We start from the raw sequence: 678 nt of genomic DNA, 5'->3' as shown, positions 1-678 counted from the left end.
TCGCAGCGACTGGTAGAAATCGCGCAGTTGAGGTTCATGCCGCATGGCCGACATGCTGGCCATGTAGAGCACCTGGCGGATCTCGGCTCTGCCGCCATGGATGCTGCGTTTCCCTCGCATGGTTCCGCTGTCGTGGGACATCGGAGCCACACCGACGAGGCTGGCGATGGCCTTGCCGCTGATCTTTCCCAACTCGGGAAGATAGCTTGCCAATACCGCCTGCAGGCCAGGGCCAACGCCCTTCATCGACTTCAGGACAGCCAGTTGAGGCTGCTGGGTAACCTGCTCGGCAATTTGCTTTCCCAGACGTTCAACCAGCGTCTGCAAGCGGGTGATGTTGGCCTGCAGTAGCCGGCGCAATTCACGATCACCGACCATTTCCAGCTGCTGCCGCGCGATGGTCAGCGCGTGCATCGCCTGTCGACGTGCCCGCACGAATTCCCGCATTTTCTGCTGCCAAGGCTCCAGCGGTTGGTAGGCCGGAAGTTTCACCAAGGCCGCCATCTGCGCCAATGCATAGGCATGCAACCGGTCGGTCTTGGCCATCTGCCCCATCCCCTGAGCCAGCCTGCGGGCCCGCAGGGCATTGGCGCGGACCACCGGATGGCCCACTGCGTGCAGAAAATCCAGCACCGGTCGTTCGTAGCCGCCGGTGGCTTCCAGCACGATCTGGCTGAC

The 678-nt window shown here is 62.5% G+C and carries 1 protein-coding gene; it reads right to left on the bottom strand.

Annotated elements, in window-relative coordinates:
* Positions 1 to 678, bottom strand: a 678-nt coding sequence (locus G5A07_RS21135) for a transposase (protein ID WP_191863963.1), incomplete at both ends; no start/stop codon positions are given.

The sequence above is a fragment of the Stenotrophomonas sp. AS012628 genome, from assembly GCF_010608305.1.
GTDB lineage: Bacteria > Pseudomonadota > Gammaproteobacteria > Xanthomonadales > Xanthomonadaceae > Stenotrophomonas > Stenotrophomonas geniculata.
The sequence above is the reverse complement of the archived record's forward strand: the minus strand, read 5'-3'. Positions and strand labels throughout refer to the sequence as shown.